The 26,246-nt window shown below is 62.8% G+C and carries 29 protein-coding genes; 16 read left to right on the forward strand and 13 right to left on the reverse strand.

All coding sequences use genetic code 11. The annotated features are described in order from the left end of the window. Positions 1-15: 15 nt before the first annotated feature. Together NKH23_RS02610 and NKH23_RS02615 are read right to left on the reverse strand one after the other, a co-directional pair. The gene (locus NKH23_RS02610) at positions 16-468 is read right to left on the reverse strand and encodes an RrF2 family transcriptional regulator (protein ID WP_352665233.1); all 453 of its coding nucleotides are present in this window, start codon (positions 466-468) and stop codon (positions 16-18) included. A 147-nt stretch (positions 469-615) separates the two neighbouring features. Beyond that, on the reverse strand, positions 616-807 hold the full coding sequence (locus tag NKH23_RS02615) for a hypothetical protein (RefSeq protein ID WP_352913124.1): 192 nt from the start codon (positions 805-807) through the stop codon (positions 616-618). Between the two features lie 339 nt (positions 808-1,146). Here NKH23_RS02615 and tauA point away from each other — a divergent pair, with 339 nt between their 5' ends. The 4 genes from tauA to NKH23_RS02635 all read left to right on the forward strand — a co-directional run bounded on the left by tauA (position 1,147) and on the right by NKH23_RS02635 (position 4,104). Beyond that, entirely contained in the window at positions 1,147-2,160 is a 1,014-nt protein-coding gene (gene tauA / locus NKH23_RS02620) for a taurine ABC transporter substrate-binding protein (protein WP_352913122.1), read from the forward strand. Between the two features lie 112 nt (positions 2,161-2,272). After that, complete coding sequence (locus NKH23_RS02625; protein WP_352977023.1) at positions 2,273-3,046, forward strand: taurine ABC transporter ATP-binding protein; 774 nt, start codon at positions 2,273-2,275, stop codon at positions 3,044-3,046. Continuing rightward, entirely contained in the window at positions 3,043-3,909 is an 867-nt protein-coding gene (locus NKH23_RS02630) for an ABC transporter permease subunit (protein ID WP_352913119.1), read from the forward strand. Before NKH23_RS02625 ends, NKH23_RS02630 begins: the two co-directional genes overlap by 4 nt. Before the next feature lie 6 nt (positions 3,910-3,915). Beyond that, positions 3,916-4,104 carry a hypothetical protein gene (locus tag NKH23_RS02635; RefSeq protein WP_352715916.1) on the forward strand — a complete coding sequence of 63 codons (189 nt, stop codon included), beginning with the start codon at positions 3,916-3,918 and terminating at the stop codon, positions 4,102-4,104. A 58-nt stretch (positions 4,105-4,162) separates the two neighbouring features. Here the strand turns inward: NKH23_RS02635 and NKH23_RS02640 are convergent, their stop codons facing one another. Next, positions 4,163-4,348, reverse strand: a complete 186-nt coding sequence (locus NKH23_RS02640) for a hypothetical protein (protein WP_352715913.1) — start codon at positions 4,346-4,348, stop codon at positions 4,163-4,165. A gap of 305 nt (positions 4,349-4,653) precedes the next feature. Between NKH23_RS02640 and NKH23_RS02645 the strand changes: the two genes are divergently transcribed. The 3 genes from NKH23_RS02645 (at position 4,654) to NKH23_RS02655 (ending at position 7,364) form a co-directional block, all read left to right on the forward strand. Next, complete coding sequence (locus tag NKH23_RS02645; protein WP_352529976.1) at positions 4,654-5,013, forward strand: septal ring lytic transglycosylase RlpA family protein; 360 nt, start codon at positions 4,654-4,656, stop codon at positions 5,011-5,013. A 245-nt stretch (positions 5,014-5,258) separates the two neighbouring features. Then, positions 5,259-6,536 (forward strand): polyhydroxyalkanoate depolymerase, encoded by a 1,278-nt coding sequence (locus NKH23_RS02650; protein WP_352913116.1) that lies wholly within the window; start codon positions 5,259-5,261, stop codon positions 6,534-6,536. 210 nt (positions 6,537-6,746) lie between these two features. Then, on the forward strand, positions 6,747-7,364 hold the full coding sequence (locus NKH23_RS02655) for a transglutaminase-like cysteine peptidase (protein WP_292659644.1): 618 nt from the start codon (positions 6,747-6,749) through the stop codon (positions 7,362-7,364). Positions 7,365-7,373: 9 nt separating this feature from the next. On the opposite strand, the gene NKH23_RS02660 is transcribed toward NKH23_RS02655, so the two are convergent. Genes NKH23_RS02660 through NKH23_RS02675 form a run of 4 tightly spaced genes read right to left on the reverse strand, consistent with a single transcriptional unit; the run spans position 7,374 to position 10,134 of the window. After that, positions 7,374-7,742 (reverse strand): helix-turn-helix domain-containing protein, encoded by a 369-nt coding sequence (locus NKH23_RS02660; protein WP_292659646.1) that lies wholly within the window; start codon positions 7,740-7,742, stop codon positions 7,374-7,376. A gap of 24 nt (positions 7,743-7,766) precedes the next feature. After that, positions 7,767-8,300, reverse strand: coding sequence for a Smr/MutS family protein (locus NKH23_RS02665; RefSeq protein WP_352466565.1), 534 nt, complete (start codon positions 8,298-8,300; stop codon positions 7,767-7,769). Further along, positions 8,297-9,403 (reverse strand): murein transglycosylase A, encoded by a 1,107-nt coding sequence (gene mltA, locus NKH23_RS02670; protein ID WP_352913114.1) that lies wholly within the window; start codon positions 9,401-9,403, stop codon positions 8,297-8,299. Before mltA ends, NKH23_RS02665 begins: the two co-directional genes overlap by 4 nt. A gap of 23 nt (positions 9,404-9,426) precedes the next feature. Continuing rightward, entirely contained in the window at positions 9,427-10,134 is a 708-nt protein-coding gene (locus tag NKH23_RS02675; RefSeq protein ID WP_292659652.1) for a Tim44/TimA family putative adaptor protein, read from the reverse strand. A gap of 197 nt (positions 10,135-10,331) precedes the next feature. Here NKH23_RS02675 and NKH23_RS02680 point away from each other — a divergent pair, with 197 nt between their 5' ends. Both NKH23_RS02680 and secB read left to right on the forward strand, forming a co-directional pair. Beyond that, positions 10,332-10,823 (forward strand): FxsA family protein, encoded by a 492-nt coding sequence (locus NKH23_RS02680; RefSeq protein ID WP_352913112.1) that lies wholly within the window; start codon positions 10,332-10,334, stop codon positions 10,821-10,823. 113 nt (positions 10,824-10,936) lie between these two features. Then, positions 10,937-11,440: a protein-export chaperone SecB gene (secB, locus tag NKH23_RS02685; protein ID WP_292659655.1), complete on the forward strand. Its 504-nt coding sequence runs from the start codon at positions 10,937-10,939 to the stop codon at positions 11,438-11,440. Positions 11,441-11,698: 258 nt separating this feature from the next. Here the strand turns inward: secB and dnaQ are convergent, their stop codons facing one another. From dnaQ to NKH23_RS02710, 5 genes are all read right to left on the reverse strand, one after another. Continuing rightward, the gene (gene dnaQ / locus NKH23_RS02690) at positions 11,699-12,418 is read right to left on the reverse strand and encodes a DNA polymerase III subunit epsilon (protein ID WP_352977025.1); all 720 of its coding nucleotides are present in this window, start codon (positions 12,416-12,418) and stop codon (positions 11,699-11,701) included. 85 nt (positions 12,419-12,503) lie between these two features. Continuing rightward, the gene (coaE, locus tag NKH23_RS02695; protein ID WP_352715893.1) at positions 12,504-13,106 is read right to left on the reverse strand and encodes a dephospho-CoA kinase; all 603 of its coding nucleotides are present in this window, start codon (positions 13,104-13,106) and stop codon (positions 12,504-12,506) included. Next, positions 13,103-13,945: a shikimate dehydrogenase gene (locus NKH23_RS02700; protein WP_352977026.1), complete on the reverse strand. Its 843-nt coding sequence runs from the start codon at positions 13,943-13,945 to the stop codon at positions 13,103-13,105. The genes coaE and NKH23_RS02700 overlap by 4 nt, the downstream gene beginning before the upstream one ends. Continuing rightward, positions 13,938-14,537, reverse strand: coding sequence for a Maf-like protein (locus NKH23_RS02705; RefSeq protein ID WP_352715887.1), 600 nt, complete (start codon positions 14,535-14,537; stop codon positions 13,938-13,940). Before NKH23_RS02705 ends, NKH23_RS02700 begins: the two co-directional genes overlap by 8 nt. Before the next feature lie 171 nt (positions 14,538-14,708). Further along, entirely contained in the window at positions 14,709-15,527 is an 819-nt protein-coding gene (locus tag NKH23_RS02710) for a pyruvate, water dikinase regulatory protein (protein WP_292659665.1), read from the reverse strand. A 401-nt stretch (positions 15,528-15,928) separates the two neighbouring features. On the opposite strand from NKH23_RS02710, the gene hemE reads away from it, so the two are divergent. The 3 genes from hemE to rho all read left to right on the forward strand — a co-directional run bounded on the left by hemE (position 15,929) and on the right by rho (position 18,937). Continuing rightward, positions 15,929-16,957, forward strand: coding sequence for a uroporphyrinogen decarboxylase (hemE, locus tag NKH23_RS02715; protein WP_352913105.1), 1,029 nt, complete (start codon positions 15,929-15,931; stop codon positions 16,955-16,957). Between the two features lie 2 nt (positions 16,958-16,959). Next, entirely contained in the window at positions 16,960-17,505 is a 546-nt protein-coding gene (gene hemJ / locus NKH23_RS02720) for a protoporphyrinogen oxidase HemJ (RefSeq protein WP_502908313.1), read from the forward strand. Between the two features lie 166 nt (positions 17,506-17,671). Further along, positions 17,672-18,937: a transcription termination factor Rho gene (gene rho / locus NKH23_RS02725; RefSeq protein ID WP_023675925.1), complete on the forward strand. Its 1,266-nt coding sequence runs from the start codon at positions 17,672-17,674 to the stop codon at positions 18,935-18,937. Between the two features lie 183 nt (positions 18,938-19,120). Here the strand turns inward: rho and NKH23_RS02730 are convergent, their stop codons facing one another. Next, a complete protein-coding gene (locus NKH23_RS02730) occupies positions 19,121-21,139 on the reverse strand; it encodes a thioredoxin domain-containing protein (RefSeq protein WP_352913103.1) in 2,019 nt (672 codons plus the stop codon). Between the two features lie 60 nt (positions 21,140-21,199). Here NKH23_RS02730 and mnmE point away from each other — a divergent pair, with 60 nt between their 5' ends. The 4 genes from mnmE (at position 21,200) to NKH23_RS02750 (ending at position 26,229) form a co-directional block, all read left to right on the forward strand. Then, positions 21,200-22,528, forward strand: coding sequence for a tRNA uridine-5-carboxymethylaminomethyl(34) synthesis GTPase MnmE (gene mnmE, locus NKH23_RS02735; protein WP_353034199.1), 1,329 nt, complete (start codon positions 21,200-21,202; stop codon positions 22,526-22,528). A 339-nt stretch (positions 22,529-22,867) separates the two neighbouring features. Further along, positions 22,868-24,757, forward strand: coding sequence for a tRNA uridine-5-carboxymethylaminomethyl(34) synthesis enzyme MnmG (gene mnmG / locus NKH23_RS02740; protein WP_353034201.1), 1,890 nt, complete (start codon positions 22,868-22,870; stop codon positions 24,755-24,757). Next, a complete protein-coding gene (rsmG, locus tag NKH23_RS02745) occupies positions 24,754-25,395 on the forward strand; it encodes a 16S rRNA (guanine(527)-N(7))-methyltransferase RsmG (RefSeq protein ID WP_352913098.1) in 642 nt (213 codons plus the stop codon). Before mnmG ends, rsmG begins: the two co-directional genes overlap by 4 nt. A 33-nt stretch (positions 25,396-25,428) precedes the next feature. Next, on the forward strand, positions 25,429-26,229 hold the full coding sequence (locus NKH23_RS02750) for a ParA family protein (RefSeq protein WP_352913096.1): 801 nt from the start codon (positions 25,429-25,431) through the stop codon (positions 26,227-26,229). Positions 26,230-26,246 lie beyond the last annotated feature (17 nt).

Consider the following 26,246-nt stretch of genomic DNA (forward strand, 5'->3'; position numbering starts at 1 on the left):
TCAAGGGAGCGTGGTTCAGGCCTGCACTTTCAACGCCGCCGAAAGGTCCTCGTCGCCGGCGATGTCGCGCATTTCGGCGAGGCTGCGCTGGTCCAGCACCTCGGCGATGGCCTGCCGGACCTCCAGCATCAGATGTCGGACTTGGCATGTCGCCTCGTTGCAATCTTCGCAGCGCTGATACTGGGTGCGGCTGGCGCAGGGAATGGGGGCAAGCGGCCCGTCGAGCACGCGCACGACGTGGCCGACCTTGATCTCGTCCGCCGGGCGTGCCAGCCGGTAGCCGCCCTCCTTGCCCTTGCGGCTCTGGACGAAACCGGCATTGCGCAATTCGCCAAGAATGGCATCGAGGAACTTCTTCGGAATATTGTTTCCTGTGGCGATGTCGTTGACGAAGGCGAGCTGTCCAACCGGCAGGCGCGCCAGATGGACGAGCGCCTTGAGGCCGTATTTACCTTTTTTCGTGAGCATAACCCGAACGTTTCTCTGTCATGCGATGGCGCATGGCCACCGGTTGCGAAACGCCTGGCGTGCCTCCCCGCCGCGTCCAAGCTGTCACTACAGATAAATTCTAGTGACATGATATACAAGCCGAGAAACGTTGATTTTGCTTCGTTTTCAAGCCGCAATGGCCATTTTGGCCGGGGCTTGTGCCCTCGGGGGCACAGAAGCCGCCGCCAATGGCACACCGCCAAACTGGCCGGGGACAGAAATGTCCCGACCGGCGAGAATGCCGACAGCAGCTTCTGCCCCTGAATTTGAAGGCCAAAGCATGCCGCGCGCGGCAACAAGGAGGGTGGCGTCGTTCATCGTCCTCTCCAATCCTTCATGTCGATAAGGATACTAGACTTAACGGCGAACACAGGGAACTTGTTTCCAATTTCTTGCCTATCCACAGCATGGGGTTGCCGGTGCAGGGGCGAAAACGGGAAATTGTTGTTGAGCGTGGGAACGTGAAAGAGGTTCCGGGGCACTGACGATGGTTCTTACCCAGGCCATCGCAGAAGCGTGCGAATGGGCAACCGCCATAGCCAGATGACTTTTTCTAACAAGACCGAATCGATTGGAAGGATTTAACTCTACAAGAACGATAGAGTTAGGTGACTATGAAACGCAATCCGGGTTTTTCTCGTTTCCAAGGAGCCTTTCATGTCCACCATTTCGCGACGTATCGTTCTCTTGTCCTCGGCGGCCTTGGCTGGTGCCGCCTTTCTCGGCCCAGCCGATGCGCAGGACCTCAAGATCACTATCGGCTACCAGACGGTCGTCGAACCCTCGAAGGTGCCGCAGGCCGACGGCGCCTATGAGAGCGCGACCAAGGCAGCAATCGACTGGCGGAAATTCGATTCCGGCGCCGACGTGATCGCCGCCATCGCTTCCGGTTCGGTCGACATCGGTTATGTCGGCTCGAGCCCGCTGGCGGCGGCGGCGAGCCGCGAGCTTCCCATCCAGACAATCTTCATTGTCGGGCTGATCGGCGAATCCGAGGCCCTTGTCGCCCGCAGCGGCGCCGGCATCGAGAAGGTCGCCGACCTTGCCGGCAAGAAGGTGGCGGTGCCCTTCGTCTCGACGACGCATTACAGCCTGCTTGCGGCGCTGAAGCATGAGGGTGTCGACCCGAAGTCGGTCGATATTCTCAATCTGCGTCCACCGGAGATCGCGGCGGCATGGGCGCGCGGCGACATCGACGCCGCCTATGTCTGGGATCCGGCACTCGGCCAGATCAAGACGACGGGCAAGGTCGTGCTGGATTCCTCCCAAGTCGCCGCCTGGGGCGCGCCGACCTTCGACGCCTGGATCGTGCGAACCGACTTCGCTGAAAGGAACCCGGAAGCGGTGCGCGACTTCGTCAAAGTGACGGGCGCTGCCTATGCCGACTTCCTGGCCAAGCCGGACCAATGGTCGGTGTCCTCGTCACAAGCGGCCAAGATCGCCAGGATCACCGGGGCCAAGCTCGAAGACGTGCCGCAACTGCTGAGGGGCTATGTCTTCCCAACGCTCGAGGAGCAGGCCTCGGACAAGTTCCTCGGTGGCGGCACGGTCAAGGCGGTCGAGGCGACATCGGCCTTCCTCAAGGAGCAGGGCAAGATTGACGCCGTGTTGCCGGATTATTCGAAATACGTGTCGTCGAAATATGTCGGCGAGGCGCTGGCCTCGAATTAGCGGCTGCTCAATGCGCGCTTCCTCCCTTCCCTGACGCGCGCGTTGCCTGCCCCGGAGCCGCTGACGAGGAACGACTTCGGGGCAGGCAGATTCAGAATATCGGCGACCCCACATGACGCATCTCGTGCTCGACCAAGTCTCGATTCATTATGACGGCCAGCCGGCGCCGGCCGTAGAACGCGTGTCGATTGACATCGCCAAGGATGACTTCGTTGTCCTGGTCGGCCGCTCCGGCTGCGGCAAGACCTCGTTGCTCAATGTCGCTGCGGGCCTGGTCGAGCCTGTGCGCGGACGCGCCACGATTGGCGGCAGGCCGATCTCGGCGCCAGGCTCGGACCGCGCCGTCGTGTTCCAGAACGACGCGCTGTTTCCGTGGCTGACCGCGCGGGAAAATGTCGCCTTTGCTCTCAGGCTGCGCGGTGTCGGGCCAAGTGAACGGGCGCGGCGCGCCGACGACCTTCTGGCGCTGGTGAAGCTCGACGGCGCCGGCGACAAGCGCATCTGGGAGCTTTCCGGCGGCATGCGCCAGCGCGTCGGCCTGGCCCGGGCGCTGGCGGCCGAGCCGCAATTCCTGCTGCTCGACGAACCGCTGGGCGCACTCGATGCGCTGACACGCGAACGCATGCAGACAACGCTGCTCGATCTGTGGACGGCAAGCCAGGTCGGCGTGCTGATGGTCACGCACAGCATCGAGGAAGCGCTGGTGCTGGCAACCCGTATCATTGTGCTCGCTCCGGGGCCGGGGCGGGTGGTGCGGAGTTTCGAGGCCGGCTTCAGCCGGCGCTATGCAGCCGGCGAGGCCATTCGCAGCATCAAGGCCGATCCCGCCTTCGCCGCGGCGCGCGGCGAGCTGACCGATGCGATCTTCGAAGGGGAGGCAGCATGACCGTTACCTCCTATACCGAGCGGCCGCAGCGCTCCAAGGTCGACGATGGAGCCGACGCGCTGTCGGTGCCATGGTCGCGGCCGCGGCCGAGACGCAGCCGCGTTTCGGCCCGCGTGGTTAGCGCGATCACCATTCTGATGGTGCTGGCAGTGTGGACGGTATCGGCCCGCCTGCAACTGGTGTCGCCGGTTTTCCTGCCGTCGCCTGTGGCAGTCTGGAACAAATTTGTCGTCGTCGCCCGTGACGGCTTTGTCGACGCGACGCTGCTCCAGCATATTGCCGCCAGCCTGTGGCGCGTGTTTGCGGCGTTGATCGTCGCCCTTGTCCTCGGCGTTCCCATCGGGCTGGCGATCGGCGTCAGCACGATCGGGCGGGGCATCTTCGATCCGCTGCTCGAATTCCTGCGGCCGATCCCGCCGCTCGCCTATCTGCCACTGATCATTATCTGGTTCGGCATTGGCGAGCCGTCCAAGATCCTGGTGATTGCCATCGCCATGCTGGCGCCGGTCGCGCTGTCGACGGCATCGGGTGTTCGCGGCGTCTCGCAGGAACGCATCAATGCAGCGCGCTCGCTTGGCGCCACGCAGCGCCAAGTGATCAGGCACGTTATCCTGCCCAGCGCGCTGCCCTCGATCCTGACCGGTCTGCGCATCGCGCTTGGCGCCGGCTGGTCGACGCTGGTTGCCGCCGAGCTGGTGGCAGCGACGCGCGGGCTCGGATTCATGATCCAGTCCGCTGCCCAGTTCCTCGTCACCGACGTGGTGGTGATGGGCATACTGGTGATCGCGGCCATTGCCTTCGTGCTTGAATTCATCATCCGCAGGATCGAGCGGGTGCTCGTCCCGTGGGCAGGGCGGGAGTGACCGACAATGCCCCATTCCATCGCTGTATTGTTTGCGCATTTCGGCCATTGGCTCCGCCTGATCAAGGCCGGAGACAAACTGCTGCCTGGGGACGAACGCAAAACGCCGACGCCGGTGCAGCTGGACGCGGAGCGCAACCGCCTGCCGCCGCGCGACGAAAGTTTCTACTGGGGCTGGCAATACTGGTCGCGGTGACCGACCGCCACGGTCCGCTGTGCGCTGCTCTGGAGGGAACTTGACGATGAACGCCTGCTCAAACGCGTGAACGGTTCGCCCAAGCCAAGCCGACCAGGCCGACCAGCACCGTCACGATGCCGACATAGAGCCATTGCGACTGGCCGGTCATGAAGCTGCCCCCGATGAAGCCGATGCCTTGCAACGTCCACAGCATGCCGATGGCGAGCACAATCAAGGCCAGCAGATTTTTGATCAATCTCATTTCTAAAACTCCGTTCCAAGTCGATCATCAGCCCGGCTCCGGCCGGAATGGAACAGCGAAAAGAAGCCGCTCGAATACACCAACTTCTACTTAGATGCTAACCTCTGATCTTGCGCAAGACATGCGGAGATCGGCGCAAATATCATCAAGGAAGCTGCGCTGCGCTGCGGAAAGTCTCTGACAAATTGTTTCGCGCCGACTCCAAACGTGTAACATTGCCATGGAACCGACAGATCATTGCCGCATTTGCTGCCTCATTCGTCCCTAACCGCTGCGGGTCTGTCAACGGAGCCAGTCCCCAACACATGAACAAAAGCAACCAGACCGCGCTTGTCGCGGCCACGATCGCGGCTGGCCTGATGGTCGGCGCATCGACTGCCAGCGCCGCCGCGCAGTGTGGCCGTGCCTCCTGGTATTCACTGCATTCCAGAACCGCTTCCGGCGAGCGCATGAACCCGTCGGCGCTGACCGCCGCGCACCGCAGCCTGCCGTTCGGCACCAAGCTGAAGGTGACCAACCGCAACAATGGCCGCAGCGTCGTCGTGCGCATCAATGACCGCGGCCCGTTTATCAGGGGCCGCATGCTCGATCTGTCGAAGGGCGCCGCCAGCCAGCTTGGCTTCATCAGCTCGGGCCATACCGCTGTCTGCATGGCACGGGTCTAACTGCTCGGCCCGTCGCCGCGGCCGGACACCTCGTCCAACGATCGTCCCAATAGCCTTCGCAGATGCACATTGAGCCGGCTGTTGCCGTTCTAGGCGGATTCTCAACGCCTTGGACGAAAGAACGAGCATAAATCACGCAAGTTGACGTATTGCATCGCAGCAGATTGTTGCTAACTTCCCGCAAGGCATTCAAGGCTCGGCGCTGCTCGTCGGCCCTTCGATCGCAGTCGGCAGCGGGGTTCTCGATGTTCTACCAGCTCTACGAACTGAACCACGCCGCCTTGCAGCCGGCGCGCCTCTATGCCGATGCGGTGCGCCTGTTCTACTCCAATCCGCTCAATCCGGTCTCACACACGTCCTGGGGCCGCTCGGTTGCGGCAACGGCCGAACTGTTCGAGCGCACGACGCGCCGCTACGGCAAGCCGCAATTCGGCCTGACCAAGACCGTGGTCGACTGGAAAAACGTCGAGGTCAGCGAACGCACCGTCTGGTCGCGGCCATTCTGCAACCTGGTTCACTTCGAGCGCGCAGTTCCGGCCGGGCGCCGGCCCGATCCGAAGCTGTTGATCGTCGCGCCGATGTCGGGCCACTACGCGACGCTGCTGCGCGGCACGGTGGAGGCGATGCTGCCCTATGCCGACGTGCATATCACCGACTGGGTCGACGCGCGCATGGTGCCGCTGGCCGACGGCAGCTTCGATCTCGACGACTATATCGACTACATCGTCGACATGCTGCATGCGCTAGGCCCCGACACCCATGTGATGGCGGTGTGCCAGCCTTCGGTGCCGGTGCTGGCGGCGGTGGCACTGATGGAAGCCAAGGGTGATCCGTTCGTGCCCTCGACGATGACGCTGATGGGCGGCCCGATCGACACCCGCCGCAGCCCGACGGCGGTCAATCTACTGGCCCAGGAAAAGGGCATCGACTGGTTCCGCGACAACGTCATCATGCGCGCGCCCTGGCCGGTGCCGGGCTTCGGCCGCGAGGTCTATCCCGGCTTCCTGCAGCTTTCGGGGTTCATGAGCATGAACCTCGACCGCCACATCATCGCCCACAAGGACTTCTTCATGCATCTGGTGAAGCATGACGGCGACAATGCCGAGAAGCACCGCGAGTTCTACGACGAATATCTGGCGGTGATGGATCTGACGGCGGAATTCTACCTGCAGACCGTCGACACCGTGTTTGTCCGCCAGGCCTTGCCCAAGGGCACGATGACGCACCGCGGCGTGGCGGTCGACCCTTTGGCGATCAGCAATGTCGCCCTGTTCACGGTCGAGGGCGAGAACGACGACATCTCCGGCCTCGGCCAGACCAAGGCCGCGCACGACCTTTGCATCAACATCCCGGCCGACAGGCACGCCCATTACATGCAGCCGGCGGTCGGCCATTATGGTGTGTTCAACGGCTCGCGCTTCCGCTCCGAAATCGTGCCGCGCATCGTCGATTTCATTACCAGCTACGGCCGTCAGAACCGGGTTGCGGTGAAGCCCAAGCTGGTGAGGACCGGCAAGAAATAGGCGACCAGTGATGATGCCCGCCAATCCGCATCAGGTCGGTCAATGCCAAGATCATCGGTTGGCGGCCGTGCGGCCGGTCAACCTGTTGCACAATAGTCGCGTTGGCGCCACGCGGGTAACCATGCCGCAAAAATCAATCCATCCTCATAATTGACACGGACTGTAAATACCCCTTAACGTTTCGTTAATAACAAGGGACAAGCGGGGACAATGATTTCCTCACCAATGGCGAGAACGCTGCGCCTGTGCGCGCTGGCTGGACTTACTGTGGCGGCAGGTTGGGCCAGTTCGGCCTCGGCAGCCAGCCCGATGATAACAGGTGGCCCGACCTCGCAGCCGATCGGCCATTATGATTTCTGCAAGAGCTACGCGTCCGAATGCTCGATCCGCCCGAAGGATCTGTCGCCCGCCAGCCTGACCGGCTCGCTGTGGCGCAAGCTGCTCAGCGTCACGACAAAGGTCAACGCCGCCGTCAAGCCGGAGAGCGACTTCGACATCTACGGCAAGGACGAGGTCTGGGCCTATCCCGACAAGGGCGTCGGCGATTGCGAGGACTATGTCCTGGAAAAGCGCCGTGAGCTGAACCGGCTGGGCGTCTCGTTTGCCGATCTGCTGATGACCGTCGTCCGCAAGCCGGATGGCGAAGGCCACGCTGTGCTGACGGTGCGCACCGACAAGGGCGACTACATCCTCGACAATCTGACCGACCAGGTCCGTTCCTGGGACCAGACCGGCTATCGTTTCCTCAAGCGGCAGGCGATCGACAATACCGGCCGCTGGGTCTCGATCCGCGGCGGCCAGCAGGTTCTGGTCGGCTCGGTCCAGTAACAAAGCAACTCATTTCGGCCGGTTCAGCGCGGCGCGGATCGACGCAATGATGCGGCGAAGCTCCACTTCGTCGAGCTTTTCGATGTTGTCGGCCAGGAGATTCGCAAGTTCGGTCGCCGCCGGACTAAGGCCCGACGTGTCGAGCTTGACACGCGGATGCGAGGTTTCGGCCAATCGCGCCAGTTCCTCGGCGTCGTCCCAAATGATGTTGAAATAGCCGATGATCTTCTGGATCAGCGTCCAGCTCGGCGCACCGCGGCGGCCGTGCTCCAGCGCCGAGAGATAGGCTGCGCTGACGCCGATCGCCTTGGCCATGTCCTTCTGGCTGACGCCGCGCTCGTTTCGCAGCACCCTGAGCCTTTCGCCGAACGGAGTCACAAGCACATCCTCATGGGCACATCCTCATGAGCGCGCACGCCGCAAGCGGACATAGAGCGCGCCCGAGCCGCCATGGTTGCGGGCGGCATGGTCGTGGCTGGAGACGAGGGGCCGGAAGGCGGGTGTCGACAGCCATGACGGCACGGCGCGCCGCAAGACGCCATCGCCGCCCGACGAGGAACCCTTGCCGGTGATCACCAGGACATAGCGGATGCCGCCGGCATGCGCCCGGCGCAGGAAGGAAAACAGCAGCGAATAGGCTTCGTCCTGGGTCAGGCCATGCAGGTCGACACGGCCCTCGATCGGCAGCCGGCCCTTCGACAGCTTGTCCAGCGTCGGTTCGTCGAGTGCGTGGGAAACATGCTGCGCCTTCGGCTTTGCGGCCGTGGCAGGATTGCCCGCGACCTGTGCCGGCGGCGGCTGCCTGGTTTGGTCGATCTCCGGCCCAATGTCAGGAATGTCGACGGCGATTTTGCCCTTCAGCGGCTTTGCCGTGCGCGCCACCAGGTTCCACAGCACCCGGTCGTCCTCGCTCAGCCTGTCGATGCGCCGGGTCATCGGCCTGCTCCTGAAACCAGCGACCGGGGGATCAGCGCATAAAAATCGGCGGCGTTGCGGATAACGCCGGCGATCTCGCCGGCCGCATCGCCCGACCCGGCAAACAGATCACCGCGGGCCGGCCCGGTGATCGCCGAGCCGGTGTCCTGCGCGATCATCAGCCGCCGGAACGGTTTTCCGTCGAAGGCGGTCAGCGACGGCGCATCGATATGGAAGGGCGTGCCGAAAGTGTGCAGCAGCCGGTCGACGGCGATCGAGCGGCCGGGTGTCAGCGGTACCTTGGCGGCAGCGATCGGGCCGAGCTCTGGGTCGTCGACGCCCATCTCGCGGAAGAAGATATAGGAGCGGTTGCGCCAAAGGATCTCGTCGACGCGCTCCGGATGCGCCTTGAACCAGGCACGGATCGACTGCATCGTCACTTTCTCCAGCGGGATCTCGCCTTCGTCGCTCAGGATCGTGCCCGGTCCGGTAAAGCGCTGGCCGGATTTGGCGGCGTAGGTGATGCGGCGAAGCCTGCCGTCGGTCATGTTGAGCCGTGCCGCGCCCTGCACGTGGATGAAGAAGGCATCGACCTTGTCGGCGAGCCAGGCGATTTCCAGCCCTTTTCCGGCAAGCACGCCGCGTTCGATCTCGCCGCGGTCGAAATATTCGACCGGGCCGTTCGGCGCCGCACGAGCGAAGGCGACATAAGGATCCAAGCCGAAAGGACGATTGCCGTCGTCGATGTCGACAAGGTCGGCCGGGCGCGACAGCAACGGCACCGAAAATCGTTGCGTGCGCACGGGCGAGGCTTCGACCTCCGGTTCATAAAAGCCGGTGACCAGGCCGGGACCACCATCTTCGGCATCGATACGAGCCGGAACGAAATGGCGCTCGAAAAAGCTTCGGGCCTCCAACCGATTCGCCGGCGAAACGGTACGCGCTTCGGTATAGGCATCGGCAAAGCCATTGTAATCGACGCCGAGTGCGCCGGAGCGGTAGGGTTTGGTCAGGATATGAAAGGCCGAGCGGCGAAAGGCGTCAAAGGCAGGGAGATGGTCGTCCTCGCCCCAGCCCGGCAATTCGCCAAAGGATTTTTCGCTGAAGGCTCTAGAGAGCGACACGACAGCCCCCGCCGCCGTCCAGTTCAGTCTTCTTCTTCGGTGGCGACGAGCTTCCAGTTCGGATCGCGCGAGCGCGCGTCGCGGGCGAAGGTCCAGACGTCCTTGACCTCGGCGACGGTCTCCGGATCGCCGTCGATGACGGCGCCGGCCTTGTCGCGGGTCGCCGAGATCAGTTCGCTGACGATGCGCAGCGTGATGTGCGCCTCGCTGCCCTTCATTTCGGCCGAAACGATGTCGGCCTTGTCGATGCCGACGAAGGAGGACTGGATCTTCTCGGCTTTCGCCTCACGGTCGCCGATGGCCGCGACGAAGCCGTCATAGACCTCGCGCGACAAAAGGTTCTTCAAGGTTTTGCGGTCGCCATCGGCGTAGGCCATGACGATCATCTCATAAGCCATCTTGGCGCCGTCGACGAAGGTCTTCGGGTCGAAGGTCGGATCATTGTCCTTGATCGCCCGCAGACCCCGGTTGAGATCGGTGTCGGGCTTGGCAAAGGCATCAATCGCCACATAGGTGTCGGCCGCCGGCTCTCCCGCCAGCCGCTTGCGCGGCAGCGAAACCACGTTCTCGGGTTTCTGGGCGGCATCCTTGTCGTTCTTGCGCGCTGCCGTATATGGATCGAAGGGCGGGCGCTCGTTGCCCGTGCGTCGGCCAAGCACGTTGCGCAGCTGAAAGAAGATCACCACCGCCGCAATCAGAAAGAAAATCGTGCCGAAGTCGAAGAAGCCCATATCTTGCGCCAATCAATCCCTGCTTTGGCCGGACCGCGGCCAAGCAAGGGCCGCGATCACATAGCGTTCAGTATCCAAAGCATATAGAACGCATGGCGCAATCATTCAAATCAAAGGCAGCCATACCTATCTAACAGCTCTGGTGCCAGCGGCGATTGCTCGCCGGCCGGCAAAACATCGAAACGATCGGTCAAGATTTGCGTATCTCGCTGCTTCCCCTGTTCATTCTCGCGCTTCCGCTGCTGGAGATAGCCGGTTTCGTCATTGTCGGCCGCCAGGTCGGCGCGCTGGCGACGGTCGGGCTGGTGCTGGCCTCAAGCGTCGCCGGCGCCCTGCTGCTGCGGCACCAGGGTTTTGGCGTCATGGCCAGGGTGCGTGCCGAAATGGATGCCGGGCGTGACCCGAGCGGCCAGCTTGCGCATGGCGCCATGATCGTGCTGGCCGCGATCCTTTTGATCATCCCCGGCTTCATCTCGGATATTTTCGGCATTCTGCTGTTCCTGCCGCCAGTGCGCGATCTTGCCTGGCGGATGCTGAAAGGCCGCATCGTGCTGGCAACCGATTTCAGCAGTGGTTTGCGGGCAAGGCAACGCGGCAAGACCATCGATCTCGACGACGGCGACTATTCGCGCGCCGACGACCATACGCGCGGACCGGATTCTCCCTGGCGCCGCCTCAAGGACGAGTAGCCGCAAGGCAACCAGCGTCTTTTGCAAACCTTGTCTTGTCGGGCCGGCCATGATAGCGAACCCCGAATTTCAATCCGGTCAGCAACGCTGCCCAGGCAAAAGGACCACAGCTTATGGCCAGCAACGACGACGCGCCGACCGGCGCAGCCAACGGTAATGGAAATGCGGCGCAGCCTTCGCTCAACGTGCTTGCGCAATATGTGAAGGACCTTTCCTTCGAAAGCCCCGGCGCACCGAACTCGTTGCGCGGCCGCGACAAGGCCCCCGGCATCGCCATTAATGTCAACGTCAACGCCAACCCGCTTTCGGACAAGCAGTTCGACGTCAATTTGACGCTGAACGCAAAAGCGTCGTTCGACCAGGAAGTGCTGTTCAACGTCGAGCTGGTCTATGGCGGCGTCTTTGCCATCAGCGGCTTCCCGCAGGAGCACATGCTGCCGATCCTGTTCATCGAATGCCCACGGCTGCTGTTCCCGTTCGCCCGGCAGATCATTGCCGAGGCAACACGCAATGGCGGCTTCCCGCCGCTGATGCTAGACCCGATCGATTTCGCGCAGATGTTCCAGCAGAAGCTGGCCGAGGACCAGGCTGCCGCCGCCAAGGTCAAGGTGAGCTGAACGCGGCTGTCTCGCTAGCGTTTGAAAAACCCGGCCTTGCGCCGGGTTTTTTGTATACCCGCTGGCGGGACAGTACCCCCCTCTGGCCTGCCAGCCATCTCCCCCTCAAGTGGGGAGATCGGACTTCACGTCAGCCTTCGCCAATCCTTCATCGTCGCAGGAATGAGCCAAGCGCTGGGACTGCCCAATCTCCCCCCTTGAGGGGGAGATGTCCGGCAGGACAGAGGGGGGTGCGACGGATCACTCCGCTCAAAATCACTATGCCGCGGAACTCGCTTCCGGGGCGACGCGCAGCCAGAGCGCCTTTTCGCCCAATGTACCAACCATGCTTGCGTGTGCTGTGCGCTCGGCATCGGTCAGGCGCGGGGGCAACGCGATCGGCCGCACACCGATCGAAATGTCGATGTCGTCGACATTCTGCCTCCCGCCCGCCGGAGTCAGGATGCTGTCGAGGATAAGGCTTGCCTGCTTGCCGCCGATAAGCTCGATATAGACCTCGGCTAGCAATTCCGAATCGAGCAGCGCGCCGTGCTTGGTGCGGCGGCCGTTGTCGATGCCGTAGCGGCGGCAAAGCGCGTCGAGCGAATTGGGGCCCATCGGATGCTTGCGGCGCGCCAGCGCCAGCGTGTCGACGATCCGTCCAGGATCGATGGCCGGATGACCAAGCCGGCCGAATTCGAGATTGAGGAAGCCGATGTCGAAGCCGGCATTGTGCGCGACCAGCTTGGCGCCGTCGATGAAGGCCAGAAACTCCTCGGCGATCTCCATGAAAGTCGGCTTGCCCTGAAGATCGGCGGCGCTGATGCCGTGCACGGCCTGCGCCTCGTGATGGATCTGGCGGCCTTGCGGGTTGATGTATTTGTGGAAGGTTCGGCCGGTCGGGAAGCGGTTGACCAACTCGACGCCGCCAAGCTCGATGACGCGGTCCTCGCGCGTGTCGAGCCCGGTGGTTTCCGTATCGAAGATGATCTCACGCATCGAATCAGTCCATTGGTTCCGGTGTCATTCTAGCCGAATCACACCCGGAACAAAATGGCAACGAGTAATGTGGGCTGCAAGCCTCTTAACCAGGCCTGGCTGCCTTATCCCCGACTAGTTCGGCGATGATGGCCTTGACGGCAGCGCGAGCGGCGTCAAAGCCCTGGCCGGTGTCGATGACGAAGTCGGCGCGCCGGCGCTTTTCGGCGTCGGGAACCTGCCTGGCCAGGATCGACGCAAACTTTTCCTCGCTCATGCCCGGGCGTGCCAGCACGCGGGCGCGCTGGACTTCAGGCGGCGCGGTGACGACCACGACCTTGTCGACACGGTTCCGGCCGCCGGTCTCGAACAGCAGCGGTATATCGAGCACGGCAAGCGGTGCGCCGGCGGCACGATTTTCAGCCAGGAACGCATCGGCATCGGCACGGACCAGCGGATGGATGATCGCTTCGAGCCGTTTCAGCGCGGCGGCGTCGCCGAGCACCCGCTCCGCCAGTGCCGCGCGGTCGACCGCACCGGATCTGGTGGTCCCGGGAAAGGCCGCCTCGACCAAGGGCGCGGCCTTGCCGGCATAAAGCCGATGCACCGCCTCGTCGGAATCATGGACCGGCACGCCGGCCTCGGCAAACATCTTGGCTGTGGTCGACTTGCCCATGCCGATCGATCCGGTGAGGCCGAGTACAATCATTTTATCGCGCCGATATCGGCAATGATCATTTGCCGCAGCTCGGCGGAGACCTGCGGCCTGATGCCGAACCAGCGCTCGAAGCCGGGCACCGCCTGGTGTAGCAGCATGCCGAGCCCATCGACGGTTCTCAGGCCGCGCGCCTTGGCTGCGGCAAGCAGCGGCGTCTCCAGCGGCACGTAGACGATGTCGGTGACGATGGCGCGGTCCGGCAGTCTGCCCGGATCGGCGGACAGGCCTTCATTGCCATGCATGCCGAGCGCTGAGGTGTTGACCAGCAGGCCGGCATCCTCGAGCAATTCGCCGGTTGCCGCGATGTTGTGGGCGGAGACGCCGGCACCGAAGCGGTCGCGCAGCTCCTGCGCCCTCGCAAGCGTCCGGTTGACGATGCGGATGTCGCTGACGCCGCGCTGCTTCAGCGCATGGATGACCGCGCGAGCGGCGCCGCCGGCACCGAGCACCACGGCGGGGCCGTTGGCCGCCCAGCCCGGTGCATACTCGTCCAGATTGGCGGCAAAGCCATGGGCATCGGTATTGCCGCCCCACAATTCGCGATCCTCGAACCACAGTGTGTTGACCGCACCGATCTGTTCGGCGTCGGCGTCCCGCCGCTTGGCCAGAGCGAAGGCGGCTTCCTTGTGCGGGATGGTGACGTTGCCGCCACGATAGTCTTGTGCCTGCAGCGTTCGCAGGAATTCCGCAAACGCTTCCGGTGCAACGTCGATGGCCTGATAGAGGCCGTCGATGCCGTAGTTCGCCAGCCAGTAGCCGTGGATCTTCGGGGACCTGGAATGTGCGATCGGGTGGCCGGTGACGAAGGCTTTTTTCGGGGCCTCAGCCATCGATCGCCCCGAACTCACGCAGCTTGGCCAGCACCGGCAAAAGCGGCAGGCCGACAATGGTAAAATAGTCGCCTTCGATTTTTTCGAACAGCTGGATGCCCTCGCCTTCGATCTGGTAGGCGCCGACGCTGGACGACGCCTTGGCGCCGACGCGCGCCAGATGGCGGCCGATGAAGGCCGGATCGAGCTTGCGCATGGTCAGGTTGGCGATGCCAACATGCCGCCACAGAACCTGGCCGTCACGGGCCAGCACGACGGCGCTGTTGAGCTGATGCGTCTTGCCCGACAGTGCCAGCAGATGACGGCGCGCGTCTTCCATAGTGGCCGGCTTGTGGAACAGTTCGTCGCCGAGCGACAGCGTCTGGTCGCAGCCGAGCACCAGGGCGCCGGGCTTGCGCTCGCTGACTTCGGTGGCCTTGGCTTCGGCAAGCACCAGGGCGACATCCTCCGGCGACACGCCACTATTTTGCAGCGGCGCCTCGAGCGCGCGTTCGTCGACAGAAGCCGGAACCGCTTCGACCGTAACGCCGGCATTGACGAGCAGCGCCTTGCGGAACGGACTGCCCGAGGCAAGGATGATTTTTTCGGCCATTTTTTTCGCCCGTTTCCTGGCGCTCGCTAGGGTGTGTCGAGATTCAGGTCAGGCCGAGTCGAGAATGGTGGGTTCCGAGAACCGGAACGGAGCGGACATTTGGGTCCGTGAGTACCGGAAGCGCAGGAAACCGCCGTTCGCAGGCCGGCATCACCTGAATATCGACATGCCCTACCGCGTCTTGCCGCGCAGGGCAACGATCGCCGCCGCCGTCTCCTCAATCGAACGGCGGCTGACGTCGATCATCGGCCAGCCATGCCGCGTGCATATCTGGCGGGCATAGGCGAGCTCTTCGGCGATCGCAGCGCGGTCGACATAATCGGTCGGCTCATAGGCGCTGGTGCCGAGAATGCGGTTCTGCCGGACTTGCGATATGCGTTCGGCGGTGGCGACCAGGCCGACGATCAGCGGCCTCCTGGCATCGACCAGGCTTTCGGGCACCGGCACGCCGAGCACGATCGGAATGTTGGCGGTCTTGATGCCGCGATTGGCGAGATAGATGCTGGTCGGCGTCTTTGAGGTGCGGGAGATGCCGACAAGCACGATGTCGGCATCGTCCATATTGGCCGGCAGCTGGCCGTCATCATGCTCCATGGTGAAATTGAGCGCGTCGATGCGGCGAAAATATTCAGCGTCCAGCACATGCTGGGCTCCGACGCGGCGGCCGGCCGGCGTGCCGAGATAGGACTGGAACACCGTCAGCACCGGCTCGAGCACCGAGACGCAAGGTAGGCCCATCGCCGCGCAGCGTTCGTCGATGCCACGGGCAAGCTTCTGGTCGACCACCGTGTAGAGGATGATGCCCGGCTCCTCCTCGATGTCCTCGAACACCTTCGTCACCTGCTTTTCGGTGCGGATGAGCGGGTAGATATGTTCGATGGCGCGCGCGTCCTTGTACTGCGCGGAAGCCGCGCGGCCGGCGGCCAGCAGCGTTTCGCCGGTGGCGTCGGAAATCAGATGAAGGTGAAAGAAGCTCTGCGGTTTGTTCACAGGATACATTCCAGGCTGTGGGCCGATGTGGATAAGCCGGGCGGAAAACTCGGCCACCGCGAAGCGACTGTATCAGATGCCGGTTTGTCCACAATTCGATGTGCTGTCGGCTTCTCAGGGCGGTTGGGGACAAGTCCGGGGACGGAGCTTTTTACCTTCGCGTCATCCACAGGGGCAATTTCCCTGGCCTGGCGGCAACGCATTGACTCCAGTCGTAAATTCCCGACTTTCCACAAAGTCCTGCAATCCCGTTGGAGAAGCGCGCGACAATATGCTGGCTGGTCTTTTCGAGGGCAAAGCGGGACAGGAGACAACCACCACAACCAACAGACTCTTAGAATCATAAGATTCCTAAAAATAGAATATTTAATTATAGGGAAGCCTGGAAAGGCGAGCGCTCAATGCCTCAAGACCGGATCGTGCTGGACGTGTTGAGAGGCAAGGCGGCGTTTCCGCCGCCGCTCTGGATGATGCGCCAGGCTGGCCGCTATCTGCCGGAATACCGGGAGACGAGGAGACGGGCAGGATCGTTCCTCGATCTTTGCTACGACCCGGATCTCGCCGTCGAAGTGACGTTGCAGCCGATCGAACGCTTCGGCTTCGACGCATCGATCCTGTTTTCCGATATCCTTGTGGTGCCGCATGCGCTCGGCCGCGACGTGCGCTTCGAGGAAGGACGCGGCCCGCTGCTGACGCCGATCACGGCTGCGGAAATTGCTGCTCTCGAAGGCGAAACGTTTCACGTGAATCTCGAGCCGGTCTACGAGACGGTGCGGCGATTGCGCGCCAGACTGCCTGATGAAACGACGCTGATCGGCTTCTGCGGTGCGCCCTGGACGGTGGCGACCTATATGATTGCCGGCCACGGCACGCCCGACCAGGCGCCGGCCAGGCTGTTCGCCTATCGCGAGCCGGCGGCCTTCCTTAGGCTGCTGAAGGTGCTCGCCGATCATTCGGCTGCCTATCTGATCCGCCAGATCGATGCCGGCGCCGACGCGGTGCAGATCTTTGATTCGTGGTCCGGCGTGCTCGACGAAGCGTCGTTCGAGTTGTTCTGTGTCCAGCCGGTGGCCGAGATCGTCCGGCAAGTGAAGGCTGCCCATCCCGACGTTCCGATCATCGGCTTTCCCAAGGGTGCCGGAGATCACTATCGAAGCTATCGCCAGAAGACCGGCGTGGCGGGGCTGGGCCTCGACTGGACCGTGCCCTTGTCGACGGCAAAGGAATTGCAGCGTGACGGCGCCGTGCAGGGCAATCTCGATCCGCTGCGGCTCGTAGCCGGCGGCAAGGCACTTGGCGACGGCGTAGCGGCGATCCTGAAGGCGCTGGGCGACGGGCCGCTGATCTTCAACCTCGGCCACGGCATCACACCGGAGACGCCGCTCGCGCATGTCGAGCAGATGGTCAAGCTGGTGCGGAGCGCGTCGTGACGATGATGGGCGCAGACAATGCGAACGGCACCAACACCGGCAAGGGCGCGATGCGCCGCGCGGCAATTGCGATCGCCATTTTTCTCGTGCTGGCCGGGCTGCTGTTTCTCTTCGGGCCCGATGATTTCTATCCCTGGGCGAAGGCGATCCATGTGATTGCCGTCATCTCCTGGGTGGCGGGCATGCTCTATCTGCCGCGCTTGCTGGTCTATCATGCCGATGCCGAAAAAGGCTCCGTCCAGTCGGAGACTTTCAAGGTGATGGAGCGCCGCGTGCTGCGCGGCATCATCAATCCGGCAATGGTGATCACCTGGGCGTTCGGCCTGTGGCTTGCCTGGAAAGGCTTTGGTTTTCAGGGCGGCTGGCTGCATGCCAAGATCGCTGCGGTGGTTGGCCTGTCGGCCGTGCATGGCTATCTCGCCGGCGCCGTCCGGAAATTTTCCGAAGACCGCAATGAAAAACCGGCAAGGCACTGGCGGATCGTCAATGAGATCCCTACATTGCTGATGATCGTCATCGTCGTCCTGGTTATCGTGAAACCGTTCTGACGTCTTCGGTTGCCCGCAAAAGGCGGCTTGCTCTTTCAACCGACCGACGATAAAAGACGGGTCTTCCTTCCCGTCATGCGCCGCCCATTTATCGCTTCGGCCGCGCCCGGCATTTGTCGCATCCCGCCGATATTTTTCCCAAAGCTTACTCAGAGTCCGTCTAATGATGCAAGAAATGAAACTCACAGAGTTCAAGAACAAGAAGCCACCAGAGCTGATCGCTTATGCGGAATCGCTCGAGGTCGAGAACGCCAGCGTCATGCGCAAGCAGGAGCTGATGTTCGCGATCCTGAAGAGGCTGGCGACCCAGGATATCGAGATCATCGGCGACGGCGTCGTCGAAGTGCTGCAGGACGGTTTTGGTTTCCTGCGCTCTGCCAATGCCAACTATTTGCCAGGTCCCGACGACATCTATATTTCACCCTCGCAGATCCGGCGGTTCTCGCTGAAGACCGGCGATACGGTCGAAGGCCCGATCCGCAGCCCGAAAGAGGGCGAGCGCTATTTCGCGCTGCTCAAGGTCAACACGATCAATTTCGACGACCCGGAAAAAATCCGCCACAAGATCCATTTCGACAATCTGACGCCGCTTTATCCGACCTCGCGGCTGAAGATGGAAATGGAGGTTCCGACCTCCAAGGACATTTCGGCGCGCGTCATCGACCTGGTGGCGCCGCTCGGCAAGGGCCAGCGCGCGCTGATCGTGGCGCAGCCGCGCACCGGCAAGACGGTGCTGCTGCAGAACATCGCCCATTCGATTACCACCAACCATCCGGAATGCTACCTGATCGTGCTTCTGATCGACGAGCGGCCGGAGGAAGTCACCGACATGCAGCGCTCGGTGAAGGGCGAGGTTGTCTCCTCGACCTTCGACGAGCCGGCGGTGCGCCACGTCCAGGTTGCCGAAATGGTCATCGAAAAAGCCAAGCGCCTGGTCGAGCACGGCCGCGACGTCGTCATCCTGCTGGATTCGATCACCCGCCTAGGCCGCGCCTACAACACCGTCGTGCCGTCATCCGGCAAGGTGCTGACCGGTGGTGTCGACGCCAACGCGCTGCAGCGGCCGAAGCGCTTCTTCGGTGCTGCCCGCAATATCGAGGAAGGCGGTTCACTGACCATCATCGCCACGGCGCTAATCGATACCGGCAGCCGCATGGACGAGGTCATCTTCGAAGAGTTCAAAGGCACCGGCAATTCGGAAATCGTGCTCGACCGCAAGGTGGCGGACAAGCGCATCTATCCGGCCATGGACATCCTCAAGTCCGGCACCCGTAAGGAAGACCTGCTGGTTCCGCGCCAGGACCTGCAGAAGATCTTCGTGCTGCGCCGCATCCTGGCGCCTATGGGAACGACCGACGCCATCGAGTTCCTCATCGACAAGCTCAAGCAGACCAAGACCAACGCGGATTTCTTCGATTCGATGAATACGTAAGGTTGCGGGCTGGCCGTTGCCTTCGTCATCCTCGGGCTTGACCCGAGGATCCATGCCGTGAGGTCTACCGGAGAAAGCAGCGGGGCAGAATCTGCGCCGTTGCAGCGCGCGAAAGTCACGGCATGGATCCTATGGTCTGCGCTGCGTCGCTTCGCTCCTTGCTTCGCCATAGGATGACGAATTCTATCTTCGCCGCAATAACCCTTCCAGCTCTTCAGCTTCCATTATCACCGGCAGGCAAACCTGCCCGGTGCACAGCCAGGCGCCGGGCTCGGCCGTTGGCGGCAGGACGCCACCTGGCAAGGCCGGCAGATTTGTCGCCGAGCCAACAGGCACGACGATGTCCACCCGACGGGGGTCTGGATTTCGATTCGCAACCGGAACAAGCCTTGGATTCTCCGGTCTATCCACGATCACCAGTTTCAGCGGCTCCAGCGCCAGGGCACAGGCATTGACTATTCCCGCCTGGCCGTAGCCCTGGTGCTCCGCCCGCCCGCCCGCGTGCTCTGCGACTGTCCAGGCTTTCTCCCAGAGTTCGAGATCGCCCGAAAGCGACGACAATCGGACCAGGGCTTCGATGATCTGGCCGGTAGCGGAAGGAATGGCTTCGTCGACATCGCCGCGGATGCGGATCGGCACATCCCCGCTGTCGGACGCGGTCAGATAGTAGCCGGTCTTGTCGCTGTCGCGGTGCCAGAGATCGAGTTGCTCAATGAATTTCCTGCCTTGGGCGATGTAATCCGGACTGCCTGTCGCCTCGAACAGCGAGAAGGCGGCATTGGCCATGGCGGCATAGTCGCTCGATAGAGCCGGGAACAGCCTCTTTGCGCCGAGCATCGAATGCGGCAGGCGATTATCACGTCCGGCGCCCGCAATTGCGGCAAAGGCCGCTGCCGCCACTTCGATCCAGTCGGATCGGCCAAGCGACCGCCCGGCCTCGGCAAGGACTGCGATCATCAAGCCGTTCCAGTCGGTCAGGGCCTTGCCGTCACGCCCGGGCCGAACGCGCTGTTCCCTTGCCGCCAGCAGCCTTTGCTTGAGCGGAACCAGAAGGGCACGATCGACGACGCTTTGCGCCTGTTGAGCATCAGTCTGGCAAATGATCGGCTTGCCCTCCCAGCCATGCGGACCGGCAAGCGTGAAGTATTTGAAAAACAAGGCTGAATCGTCGCGGAGGGCGGCTTCGAGCTCATCCCTGCTCCAGGTGTAGAACAACCCCTCCTCGCCCTCGCTATCGGCATCGAGGCTGGCGGCAAAAGCGCCGCCCTCGACCCGCATTTCGCGCAACAGCCAGGCAATCGTCTCTTCGATTCGCAGCCGGAACAATTCCTTGCCGGTTGACGCATAGGCCCAATTGCACAAGCGGATGAGCTGGGCATTGTCGTAGAGCATTTTTTCGAAATGCGGCACCAGCCATTCGGCGTCGGTCGAGTAGCGGCTGAGACCGCCGCCAATATGGTCGTAGATGCCGCCGGCCAGCATCTTTTCGAGGCTGAGGAGAACGGCGTCGCGGTGGGAAGCTGCGCCGTCGCGCAGCCAGGACAGCCAGAGGCTCTGCATGAACGGCGCGTTGGGGAATTTCGGCGCGCCGCGCAGGCCGCCCAAATCGCGGTCGATCATGCCGTCAATGCCGTTGGCGAGCTTTGCCAGCATGCCGCGGTCGAGCACGGCCTTGCCATGGCTGCCCGCCAGCCGCGTCTCGACATGCGTAGTCAAACCGTCGGCACTTTGGTTAAGGCTTTCTTTCTTCTCCCGCCAAGCCTTGTCTACCGCCTCCAGCACCTGGACGAAGCCCGGCCGGCCGTAGCGGGCCTCGCGCGGAAAGTAAGTGCCGCCCCAGAACGGCTTGCCGTCCGGGGTCAGGAACATGGTCAGCGGCCAGCCGCCCTGCTCGCCCATCGAGGACAGCGCCGCCATGTAGATCTGGTCGATGTCGGGGCGCTCCTCGCGGTCGACCTTGATATTGACGAAGAGACGGTTCATGACGGCGGCGACGTCGTCGTTCTCGAAGCTCTCATGCGCCATGACGTGGCACCAGTGGCAGGCGGCGTAGCCGACAGAGAGCAGGATCGGACGCTGCAGCGCCTTTGCTTCGGCCAAAGCGGCGGGCGACCATGGCCGCCAGTGCACCGGATTGCCGCTGTGCTGCTGCAGATAGGGGCTGGCCTCTTCGGCGAGCAGGTTTTGTGCAGGCAATGTCAACGGCGCTACTCGATGGCGGATTGAACAGGCATAACTAGGGCGCTTCGGCAGAGCGGGCAAATGATTTCAAAAGACTCCATCGTGGCGCTGTCGAGCGGGCGCCTGCCGGCCGGCATTGCAGTGATCCGGATTTCAGGATCGCAGAGTCGATTCGCTATCGAAACGATTGCCGGATCGACGGTGCCGAACCGCGTTGCCACCTATCGCAAGCTCCGGGCGCCCGACGGATCGGTGCTGGACAGCGGCCTGGTCGTCTTCTTTGCCGGTCCCGACAGTTTTACCGGCGAGGACGTTGCAGAGTTCCATGTGCATGGCGGGCGCGCCGTCGTGGCGAGGATGCTGGAAACCATCGCCTCCTTCGATGGCGTCAGGCATGCCGAGCCTGGCGAATTCACCCGCCGCGCCTTTCTCAACGGCAAGCTCGACCTGGTCGAGACCGAGGCGCTGGCCGATCTCATCAACGCCGAGACAGAGGCGCAGCGGCGCTTTGCCGTGCACAACGCCGAAGGCGTGCAGAGCGACCTCTATCTGGGCTGGCGCCGACGGCTGATCCACGCCCGCGCGATGATCGAGGCCGAGATCGACTTTGCCGACGAGGATGACGTGCCGGGCTCGGTCGCCGATACGGTCTGGTCGGATGTCCGGGCGATGATCGAGGAAATAGAGCGCCATGTCGCCGGCTTCCGCGCAGCCGAAATCATTCGCGACGGGTTCGAAGTCGTGATCCTCGGCGCGCCGAATGCCGGCAAATCCAGCCTGTTCAACGCCTTGGCGCGGCGCGAAGCGGCGATCGTGACCGACGAGCCGGGCACGACCCGCGACCTGCTCGAGGTGGTACTGGACCTTGAAGGGATGCGGGTCAGGGTAACCGACACCGCCGGTCTGCGCGAAGCGCCAGGCATGATCGAGGCGATCGGCATCGAGAAGGCCAGGACCAAGGCGCACAGTGCGGATCTGCTGTTGCTGCTGGAGAATCTGGCGGAGCCAGTCGCGATCGGTGTGCTGCCGGGCGACATGCCGGCGCTGAGGGTCGGAACAAAAATTGACCTGTTTGGGACCAAATCGCCCTCGCCCTCGGCGCACTATGATTTCGCTATCTCGACGCGGGACGGCACGGGTTTGGCCGAACTGCTGGACGAGATCGGGCGTCGTGCCGCAGCGCAGATCGGCAAGGCCGGCGATATCCTGCCGTCTCGGCTGCGGCACGTCGAGCTGCTCAATGAGACGAAACGGTTCCTGGTTGCGGCTGTCACGGGGGGCGAGCGCGGGCAGGAGCTGCGGGCCGAGGAACTGCGCCTGGCGGCGGATCGGCTCGGACGAATCGTTGGGGCGGTCGATGTGGAGGATATGCTCGATGTGATTTTTTCGCAGTTCTGTATTGGGAAATGACTCACGTGAAACATTGGGGAAGGAGCACACAGCGATGGAGACGGAACGCTGGCGCTGTCCCCTCCAACGTCTGCTAGGTTCCTCGCGCTGCAGATCGCAGGGACTGTGGTCCGCTTCGCTTCGGTGAAGTAAAGCTGGCAACCAACGCGGACATTCTTCTAATCTAAAGTGTCGGACAAAATCAGATCCTCTGGCGAAGGAACCGGGGCCGTGATTCACGTGAAACAACTCCCAACCCACGCAGATGGGATTGTTTCACGTGAAACGAACAGTCCCCTGTCCTTGACAGCGCGTGCCTCCGGGGACATGTGTCGGTCCACTTGAATTCGGGATTCTGAAATGACCAATCACTATGATGTGGTTGTGGTGGGCGGCGGCCATGCTGGGTGCGAGGCGGCCAGTGCTGCCGCGCGGGCTGGCGCCAGAACGGCGCTGGTGACGCTGCGCTTCGACACGATCGGTGTGATGTCCTGCAATCCGGCGATTGGCGGCCTCGGCAAGGGCCATCTTGTTCGCGAGATCGATGCCATGGACGGGCTGATGGGGCGCGTCGCCGATGCGGCCGGCATCCAGTTCCGGCTGCTCAACCGCCGCAAAGGGCCGGCGGTGCGTGGTCCCCGCACGCAAGCCGACAGAAAGCTCTATCGGCTCGCCATGCAAGCGGCGATTCGCCAACAGACCGGTCTCGAGGTTGTCGAAGGCGAGGTGCTGGATTTCGAAATCTATGACGGGGAAATCGACGATGGGCGCATCGCGGCGGTGCTGTTGGCGGACGGAAGCCGGCTCGCCTGCGGCGCTGTGGTGCTGACGACCGGCACTTTTTTGCGCGGGCTGATCCATATCGGCGAAAAGAAGATCGTCGCCGGCCGCATGAACGAGCAGGCGAGCATCGGTCTGTCGGCGACGATGAGCCGCGCCGGCTTCAAGCTCGGGCGGCTGAAGACCGGCACGCCGCCGCGGCTGGACGGCAGGACGATCGATTGGGCGTCACTGGAGAGCCAGGCGGCGGACGAAGACCCCGTGCCGTTCTCGCTGCTCACCGAGCGCATTCAAAACCCGCAGATCGATTGCGGCATTACCCGAACGACCAATGCCACGCATGAGCTGATTCGCGCCAATCTCGGCCGCTCGGCCATGTATTCGGGGTCAATCGAAGGCGTCGGGCCGCGTTATTGCCCGTCGATCGAAGACAAGATCGTCAAGTTCGGCGACCGCGAGGGCCACCAGATTTTTCTGGAGCCGGAAGGGCTGGACGACGACACGGTCTACCCGAACGGCATCTCGACCTCGCTGCCGGAAGATGTGCAACTGGACATCCTGAAGACCATTCCGGGGCTGGAGCGGGCAACCATGCTGCAGCCGGGCTATGCCATCGAATATGACCATGTCGACCCGCGCGAGCTCAAGCCAACGTTGGAAACCAGGCGGATAGGCGGGCTTTTCCTCGCCGGCCAGATCAACGGCACAACCGGCTATGAGGAGGCCGGCGCGCAAGGGTTGCTTGCCGGCTTGAATGCAGCGCGCAAGGCGTCGGCGAGCGATGAAATCGTGCTGAGCCGCACCGAAGCCTATATCGGCGTGATGGTCGACGATTTGACCAGCCGCGGCATCGCCGAACCGTACCGCATGTTCACCTCGCGGGCCGAGTTCCGGCTGTCGTTGCGGGCCGACAATGCCGATGAGCGGCTGACGCCGCTGGCGATGAGACTGGGGATCGCCTCGCCCGAGCGAATGCAGCGGTTCAGCAATGTCATGCAAGACCTTGAGAAAGTGCGACAGCTCGCCCTCGGCATCACGATGACCCCCAATGAGGCGGCGCGCCATGGGCTCGAGATCAATCGGGACGGCGTCCGTCGCTCGGCATATGAGTTGCTGGCCCATCCCGGTGTCGATATCGCCTGGCTGGCCCGCATCGAACCAGCGTTCGCGGCGATCGACGTCAAAACGGCCGAACGTCTTGAAACGGAAGCCAAATATTCTGTCTATCTCGACCGCCAGCAGGCCGACGTAGCGCAGATCAGGCATGAGGAGAGCCGGCTTATTCCCGAGTCGCTCGACTTTGCTTCTGTTCCCGGCCTGTCGAACGAGTTGAAGCAGAAGATGCTGGCACGCCAGCCTCGCTCCATTGCCGACGCGCAACGCATGGAAGGCATGACGCCGGCGGCGCTGGCGATTATTGTCGCGCATGTGCGCAATGCCGAGGCGGCCGCGCGAAAGCAGGTCGCGTGAGCGCTGCGTCCTGGGCAAACCTGCAAGCGGCAGCGGGCCCGGTTTCACGTGAAACATTCGATCGTCTGGTCGAGTTCGAGGCCGTCTTCCAGAAATGGAATCGCCGGATCAATCTGGCCGCGCAATCGACGCAGGACGATGTCTGGGGCCGCCACATCCTCGACAGCGCGCAGCTGGCGCGAATCAAACCAGAGGCGAAGCGCTGGGTCGATCTCGGCTCCGGCGGCGGGTTTCCCGGCCTCGTGCTGGCCTTTCTGCTGGTCGAGCGGGAAGGCGCCGGCATCGACCTGGTTGAAAGCAACCGCAAAAAAGCATCGTTCCAGCAAGCGGTCGTCGGCCAGTTCAGCCTGCCCGCCAAGGTCATCGCGCGACGCATAGACGACAGCTATCGTCTTGTTCCTGCACCGCAAATCGTCACGGCCAGGGCGCTTGCTTCGCTGCCGGCCTTGCTCGACCTGGCTGCCCCATGGCTGACGAAGGGCGCACGCGGCCTGTTTCACAAAGGCCGGGATTACCGCGCCGAAGTGGCAGAAAGCGCTCAACGATGGTCTTTCGATCTGGTAGAACATGCCAGTGCAACCGACGCGCAGGGCGTCATTCTCGAAGTATCCGACTTGCGACAGCTCCCTGGCTTGTGACCGGCGACCCAAATGAATTTCTGGCATAGACCCATGATGAAGAACGGCCCCCGAATCATCACCGTCGCCAACCAGAAGGGCGGCGTCGGCAAGACGACAACCGCCATCAATCTGGCCACCGCGCTGGCAGCCATAGGCGAACAGGTGCTGATCGTCGATCTCGACCCGCAGGGCAATGCCAGCACCGGGCTTGGCATCGACCGGCGCGACCGCACCGTATCCTCCTATGATGTGCTGACCGGCGAGCTCGATCTCGAAGCAGCCGCGATCCCGACGGCGGTGCCAGGCCTGTCGATCGTGCCGTCGACGCTCGACCTGCTCGGCATCGAGATGGAAATCGCCTCGGCGCCGGATCGGGTTCTGCGGCTGCGCAACGCGCTACGGGCTTCGGCCGAGCGCTCGGCCAAATTCGGCTATGTGCTGATCGACTGCCCGCCCTCGCTCAACCTGTTGACACTGAATTCGATGGCTGCGGCCGATTCGGTGCTGGTGCCGCTGCAGTGCGAGTTTTTCGCGCTGGAGGGCCTGAGCCAGCTTTTGGAGACGGTCGAGCAGGTGCGCCGTTCGATCAACCCCGACCTGACGATCCAGGGCATCGTGCTGACCATGTTCGACGGGCGCAACAATCTCGCCAACCAGGTGGTGCAGGATGTCCGGGCGCATATGGGCGACAAGGTCTACCAGACCGTCATCCCGCGCAATGTCCGTGTTTCCGAGGCGCCGTCCTATGGCAAGCCGGCGATTCTCTACGACCTCAAATGCTCGGGCAGCCAGGCCTATCTGCAGCTTGCTTCGGAAGTGATCCGTCGCGAGCGCAAATTGCGGGCCGCCTGAACGATAAGCCGAATTCG

This window comes from Mesorhizobium sp. M1328 (assembly GCF_040318075.1).
GTDB lineage: Bacteria > Pseudomonadota > Alphaproteobacteria > Rhizobiales > Rhizobiaceae > Mesorhizobium.